The organism is Pseudomonas sp. UBA6315, from assembly GCF_002438125.1.
Taxonomy (GTDB): Bacteria; Pseudomonadota; Gammaproteobacteria; order Pseudomonadales; family Pseudomonadaceae; genus Aquipseudomonas; species Aquipseudomonas faucium.
This window is the reverse complement of the sequence record NZ_DJTF01000004.1, coordinates 1-5968: the sequence shown is the minus strand read 5'-3', so window position 1 is coordinate 5968 and position 5968 is coordinate 1. Positions and strand designations below refer to the sequence as shown.

Sequence of the window (5968 nt, the reverse complement as noted above, 5' to 3'; positions counted from 1 at the left end):
GAAAACCGGCAAGAACATCTTCACCAGCGACGACCCGCTGCAAAGCGATGAGCTGCGCCACGCCATCGGCGGTGTGCTGGAGACCATGCCGGCGTCGATGGCCTTCCTCTGCCCGAACATCAACTCCTACCGCCGCTTCGGCGCGCAGTTCTACGTGCCCAATGCGCCAAGCTGGGGCCTGGACAACCGCACCGTGGCGGTTCGCGTGCCAACCGACAGCAGCGAGAACGTGCGCATCGAGCACCGCGTGGCCGGCGCCGATGCCAACCCGTACCTGATGCTGGCGGCCATCCTCGCCGGTATCCACCACGGCCTGACCAGCAAGGTCGAGCCGGGTGCACCGATCGAAGGCAACTCCTACGAGCAGCTGGAACAGAGCCTGCCGAACAACCTGCGTGACGCCCTGCGCGCGCTGGATGACAGCGAAGTGCTCAACCAGTACATCAGCCCCGACTACATCGACATCTTCGTCGCCTGCAAGGAAAGCGAGCTGGCCGAGTTCGAAGTGTCGATCTCCGACCTCGAGTACAACTGGTACCTGCACACGGTGTAAGCCCATGAGCGCAAATGCGGTCCCCTTGATCGGTGTCAGCGCCTGCCGCCAGCAGGTTGGGAAGAACTCGTCGCACACGGTGGGCGACAAGTACGTCGAGGCGGCCGCGTTCGCCGGGTTGCCGCTGATTCTGCCGGCGCGCGACGGGGGCAGCGATGCTCAGGCGCTGCTGGCACAGCTCGATGGCATTCTTTTTACCGGCTCGCCTTCAAATGTCGAGCCGCATCATTACAATGGCGCCCCCAGCGTGGAAGGGACCCGGCACGACCTGGCGCGTGACCGGCTGACCCTGCCATTGCTGCAGGCCGCGATTGCCGCCGGCGTGCCGGTGTTCTGCATTTGCCGTGGTTTCCAGGAATTGAACGTGGCCCTGGGTGGTAGCCTGCACCAGCGTGTGCAGGAGCTGCCGGGCTACCTGGACCACCGCGAACCTGAGGACGCACCCCTGGAGGTGCAATACGGCCCTCGTCACCCTGTCAGCGTTGCACCTGGCGGGGTGTTCGAGCGCCTGGGCCTGGCGGCGCAGTTCGAGGTCAACTCGCTGCACAGCCAGGGCATCGACCGCCTGGCCCCTGGCCTGCGGGTCGAGGCTCGGGCACCGGATGGCCTGATCGAAGCGGTGTCGATGCCTGACGCGCCGGGCTTCGTGCTCGGTGTGCAGTGGCACCCGGAATGGCGTTACGCCGAAAACCCGGTCTCGCGGAGCCTTTTCCAGGCCTTTCGCGAGGCTTGCATTGCCCATGCTGCACGGTAGGGATATTACCCGAAGGTCTTGGATGACCAACTCCGACTCGCAAGCTTTCAATGAGTGAAAGCGCCTTGCTTGCAAGGCCTGTGACAACAATTCCAATAGTTACGGCATTTTCTCATGAGCAATTACACAGAAGCCGGCCGCCCACCCGACGCGGCCGACTCGGGCAGCACTCAACGCAGCAAAGGCCTGGCCAAAGGCCGTCTTGGCCTGTTGGCCAGCGTGGTGCTGGGCATTTCCACCATTGCCCCGGTCTACACCCTGACCGGCGCCCTCGGCCCCACCGTGCGGGAGGTCGGTGCTCACCTTCCAGCCGTCTTCATCGTTGGTTTCCTGCCCATGCTGCTGGTGGCCCTGGGCTACCGCGAACTGAACTCGGCAGAGCCGGACAGCGGCACCTCGTTCACCTGGTCGGCTCGCGCCTTCGGGCCGATGATTGGCTGGATCGGCGGCTGGGGGTTGGTCGTGGCCACCACCATCGTGCTTTCCAACCTGGCAGGGGTGGCGGTCGACTTCTTCTACCTGTTCCTCGCCCAGATCACCGGCAACCTCGAACTGTCAGCCCTGGCCGACAACCTGCTGGTCAACATCGCCACGTGTTGCGTGTTCATTGCGCTGGCGGTGTGGATCTGTTGCCGGGGCATGACCACCACCATGACCGTGCAGTATGGCCTGGTGGCGTTGCAGCTTCTGGTGTTGATCGGCTTTGCCTTTGCCGCCTTCAGCGAAACCACCGCGCCGCCTCCGCTGGCGTTCGACATGGCCTGGTTCAACCCGTTTGGCGTCGAGTCGTTCTCGGCCTTTGCTGCCGGGTTGTCGTTGTCGATCTTCATCTTCTGGGGTTGGGACGTGTGCCTGACGGTCAGTGAAGAGTCGATCGGCAGCGAGGAAGTCCCCGGCAAGGCGGCAACCTGGACCGTGCTGCTGATTCTCGGCCTGTACCTGCTCACCGCCATCGCTACCCTGCAGTTCGCCGGTATCAGCGAGGAAGGCCTGGGGCTGAACAACCCGCGCATCCAGGAAAACGTCTTCGCCCACCTGGCCGGGCCGGTCATGGGGCCGCTGGCGATCCTGATGTCCATCGCGGTGCTGGCCAGCACGGCCGCTTCGCTGCAATCGACCTTCGTGTCGCCGGCGCGCACGTTGCTGGCCATGGGTTACTACGGCGCCGTGCCACAGAAGTTCGCCAGTGTCTGCCCGCGTTCGCAAACGCCGCGCTACGCGACCATCTGTGCCGGTGTGGCTGCCGGGGTGTTCTACGTGACCATGCGTACCCTGAGTGAAAACGTGCTGGCCGATACCATCACCGCGCTGGGGATGATGATCTGCTTCTACTATTCGCTGACCGCGTTCGCCTGCGTCTGGTACTTCCGCAGCAGCCTGTTCGACAGCCTGCGCCACTTCTTCATGCGTGGCCTGTGCCCGCTGGTGGGTGGGGTGATCCTGTCGGTGATCTTCGTGCGCACGGCGATCGACAGCGCCTCGCCGGACTTCGGCAGCGGCTCGCATGTGGGTGGGGTGGGGCTGGTGTTCGTGATCGCGGCGATCATTTCGGTACTGGGGATCGTACTGATGCTGCTGTCGCGGATGCGTGCGCCGGCTTACTTCCTGGGTGCGACCCTGCGTCAGCAGGCGACCCTGCAGCTGCAGGAATAATTGAAAGGGGCCGCGTTGCGGCCCAATCGCCGGCAAGCCGGCTCCCACAGTTATCGCAGCAATGCAAACCTTGTGGGAGCCGGCTTGCCGGCGATTGGGCTGCAACGCAGCCCCTTTCGGTCTATCAGCAAAGCAGTTCTTTGAGCAGCGCCCCATGCCGCGCCTGCTGCTTCTTCAGCAGCAAGCGGTTCGAGCGAAACACCGCCTTCAACTCCTCCAGCGCCACGTCGAAATCGTCATTGATGATGACGTACTCGTACTCGTCGTAGTGCACCATCTCGCTGACCGCTTCCTTCATGCGCCCGGCAATGATCTCTTCGCTGTCCTGACCACGGCCATCCAGGCGCTGGCGCAGGGCTTCCTGGCTCGGCGGCAGGATGAACACCGACAGCGCCTCGGGCATCAATTTGCGCACTTGCTGGGCGCCTTGCCAGTCGATCTCCAGGATCAGGTCGAAGCCCTGGTCGAGGGTCTGCTGCAGCGCGCTGCGCGAGGTGCCGTAGAAGTTGCCGAACACTTCGGCGTGCTCGAGGAAGTCACCTTGCTCGATCAGTGCCTTGAATTCTTCATGCACCACGAAGTGGTAGTTGACCCCGTGCTGCTCGCCCGGGCGCATGGCGCGGGTGGTGTGCGAGACCGAGACGCGGATCTGCTGGTCGTCCTTGGTCAAGGCGGTGACCAGGCTGGTCTTGCCGGCGCCGGACGGTGCCGAAACGATATAGAGGGTGCCGCTGCTGTGGTTCATGGTAGGGGAGGCCTTACTCGATGTTCTGTACTTGTTCACGCATCTGTTCGATCAATACCTTCAGGTTGACCGCCGCTTGCGTGCTGCGTGGGTCGAAGGCCTTGGAGCCCAGGGTGTTGGCTTCGCGGTTGAGCTCCTGCATCAGGAAGTCCAGGCGCCGGCCGGCTGCACCGCCGGACTTGAGCACCCGGCGCACTTCGGTGACGTGGGTGCTGAGGCGGTCCAGCTCTTCGGCGACATCGCTCTTCTGCGCCAGCAGCACCATCTCCTGCTCCAGGCGCTGCGGGTCGAGTTCGGCCTTCAGGTCGCCAAAGCGGTCGATGATCTTCTGGCGCTGGGCGGCGAGCATCTGCGGCACCAGGGCGCGCAGGGTCGTGACCTCGCTGGCCATGTTGTCCAGGCGCTCGTTGATCAGCCGGGCCAGCTCCTGGCCTTCGCACAGGCGCCCGGCCTTGAGTTCGGCCAGGGCCTCGTCGAACAGCGCCACGGCCTCGGCATTCAGGGCCTGCGGGTCATTGGCGTCGGCCACCAGCACGCCGGGCCAGGACAGCACTTCCAGCGGATTGAGCGGCGCTGGCTGCTTGATCAGGCCGGCCACCTCCTCGGCGGCGGCGACCAGCTGCGCGGCGCGCTCGCGGTCGACCTTCAGCGGCTTGCCGTTGCTGTCCTCGTGCAGGCGCAAGGTGCATTCGACCTTGCCGCGCGACAGGCCCTGGCGCAGCCCTTCACGGACCGCGCCTTCCAGGTCGCGCAGGGCGTCGGGCAGGCGCAGGTGCGGCTCCAGGTAGCGGTGGTTGACCGAGCGCAGTTCCCAGACCAGGGTGCCTTGGCTGCCTGCGCGCTCGACACGAGCAAAAGCGGTCATGCTGTGCACCATGGGGAGTACCTCGCGTAGATGGGTGAACGGGGAAGCCTTTCGGCTGCAAGGCGCAGGATTGTAGCGCAGTGGGGCCGCGGCGCCCAATCCGCCCATGTTACAGAGGCGCGCTGAAACGGTGAGAAAAGGCGACAGGCTGCCTGGGGGCGCGACATTAGGCGTGTCCTCGCCGGGCGCCGGGCTCTATAATGCTGGCAGATTCAAAGTCCCAGTACAGGTATCCCAGATGAAACGTCCAAGTGGTCGCGCCGCCGATCAGCTCCGCTCGATCCGCCTCACCCGCAACTACACCAAGCACGCCGAGGGGTCGGTACTGGTCGAGTTCGGCGACACCAAGGTCGTCTGCACGGTCAGCGTCGAAAATGGTGTTCCCCGCTTCCTCAAAGGCCAGGGCCAAGGCTGGCTGACCGCCGAATACGGCATGCTGCCGCGTTCCACCGGCGAGCGTAACCAGCGCGAAGCCAGCCGTGGCAAGCAGGGTGGCCGCACCCTGGAAATCCAGCGCCTGATCGGCCGCTCGCTGCGCGCCGCGCTCGACATGAGCAAGCTGGGTGACATCACCCTGTACATCGACTGCGACGTGATCCAGGCCGATGGCGGTACCCGCACGGCTTCGATCACCGGTGCCATGGTCGCCCTGTGCGACGCCCTGGCGGTGATCAAGAAGCGCGGTGGCCTGAAGGGCGGCAACCCGCTCAAGCACATGATCGCCGCGGTGTCGGTGGGCATGTACCAGGGCGAGGCCGTGCTCGACCTGGACTACCTCGAAGACTCCGCTGCCGAGACCGACCTCAACGTGGTCATGACCAGCGCCGGTGGTTTCATCGAAGTGCAGGGCACTGCCGAGGGCAAGCCGTTCCAGCCTGAAGACTTCAACGCCATGCTGGCGCTGGCGCAGAAGGGCATGGACGAGATCTTCGAGCTGCAGAAGGCCGCGCTCGCTGACTGATAGATGGCAATTGGGGCCGCCTTGCGGCCCATCGCCGGCAAGCCGGCTCCCACACCGAGCGCGTAGACCTCAAGTCATGCGCCGTTCCTGTGGGAGCCGGCTTGCCGGCGATGGGGCGCGAAGCGGCCCCAATGCTTTTTAGATGGTCAACGTCCAGTCATAGTCCACGATCAGCGGCGCATGCTGCGAGAAGCGCGGCTGACGCGGCAGGCGAGCGCCACGCACGGAACGGCGCAGGCCCGGGGTCAGGATCTGGTAGTCGAACCGGTAGCCCAGGTTGAGCATCTCGGCCTGTTCGTTGTCCGGCCACCAGCTGTACTGGTCGCCTTCGCGGCTGACTTCGCGCAGGGCATCCACATAACCCATGTCGCCGGTGATCGCATCCATCCAGGCGCGTTCAGGCGGCAGGAAGCCCGGCGACTGCTGGCTGTCACGCC

General features: G+C 64.7%; 5 protein-coding genes and 2 pseudogenes. 4 read left to right on the top strand and 3 right to left on the bottom strand.

Annotation, left to right across the window (positions count from 1 at the left end; all coding sequences use genetic code 11):
* From B3E94_RS00150 to B3E94_RS00140, 3 genes and pseudogenes are all read left to right on the top strand, one after another.
* Positions 1-553, top strand: a pseudogene (locus B3E94_RS00150) (glutamine synthetase); the annotation flags it as partial.
* A 4-nt stretch (positions 554-557) separates the two neighbouring features.
* Complete coding sequence (locus tag B3E94_RS00145) at positions 558-1307, top strand: gamma-glutamyl-gamma-aminobutyrate hydrolase family protein (RefSeq protein ID WP_236237583.1); 750 nt, start codon at positions 558-560, stop codon at positions 1305-1307.
* Positions 1308-1421: 114 nt separating this feature from the next.
* Entirely contained in the window at positions 1422-2960 is a 1539-nt protein-coding gene (locus B3E94_RS00140) for an APC family permease (RefSeq protein WP_176511831.1), read from the top strand.
* A 124-nt stretch (positions 2961-3084) separates the two neighbouring features.
* On the opposite strand, the gene gmk is transcribed toward B3E94_RS00140, so the two are convergent.
* Both gmk and B3E94_RS00130 read right to left on the bottom strand, forming a co-directional pair.
* Positions 3085-3705 carry a guanylate kinase gene (gene gmk / locus B3E94_RS00135; protein WP_176511830.1) on the bottom strand — a complete coding sequence of 207 codons (621 nt, stop codon included), beginning with the start codon at positions 3703-3705 and terminating at the stop codon, positions 3085-3087.
* A 13-nt stretch (positions 3706-3718) separates the two neighbouring features.
* The gene (locus B3E94_RS00130) at positions 3719-4582 is read right to left on the bottom strand and encodes a YicC/YloC family endoribonuclease (RefSeq protein ID WP_286911842.1); all 864 of its coding nucleotides are present in this window, start codon (positions 4580-4582) and stop codon (positions 3719-3721) included.
* A 226-nt stretch (positions 4583-4808) separates the two neighbouring features.
* Between B3E94_RS00130 and rph the strand changes: the two genes are divergently transcribed.
* Positions 4809-5531 carry a ribonuclease PH gene (gene rph / locus B3E94_RS00125; protein WP_236237580.1) on the top strand — a complete coding sequence of 241 codons (723 nt, stop codon included), beginning with the start codon at positions 4809-4811 and terminating at the stop codon, positions 5529-5531.
* A 138-nt stretch (positions 5532-5669) separates the two neighbouring features.
* Here the strand turns inward: rph and crc are convergent.
* Positions 5670-5968 (bottom strand): annotated as a pseudogene (crc, locus tag B3E94_RS00120) (catabolite repression control protein Crc); the annotation flags it as partial.

Excerpts from the sequence above, each read along its gene's own strand:
- gmk (WP_176511830.1), bottom strand. The coding sequence starts at position 3,705 with ATGAACCACAGCAGCGGCACCCTCTATATCGTTTCGGCACCGTCCGGC.
- B3E94_RS00130 (WP_286911842.1), bottom strand. The coding sequence starts at position 4,582 with ATGGTGCACAGCATGACCGCTTTTGCTCGTGTCGAGCGCGCAGGCAGC.
- B3E94_RS00145 (WP_236237583.1), top strand. The coding sequence starts at position 558 with ATGAGCGCAAATGCGGTCCCCTTGATCGGTGTCAGCGCCTGCCGCCAG.
- rph (WP_236237580.1), top strand. The coding sequence starts at position 4,809 with ATGAAACGTCCAAGTGGTCGCGCCGCCGATCAGCTCCGCTCGATCCGC.
- B3E94_RS00140 (WP_176511831.1), top strand. The coding sequence starts at position 1,422 with ATGAGCAATTACACAGAAGCCGGCCGCCCACCCGACGCGGCCGACTCG.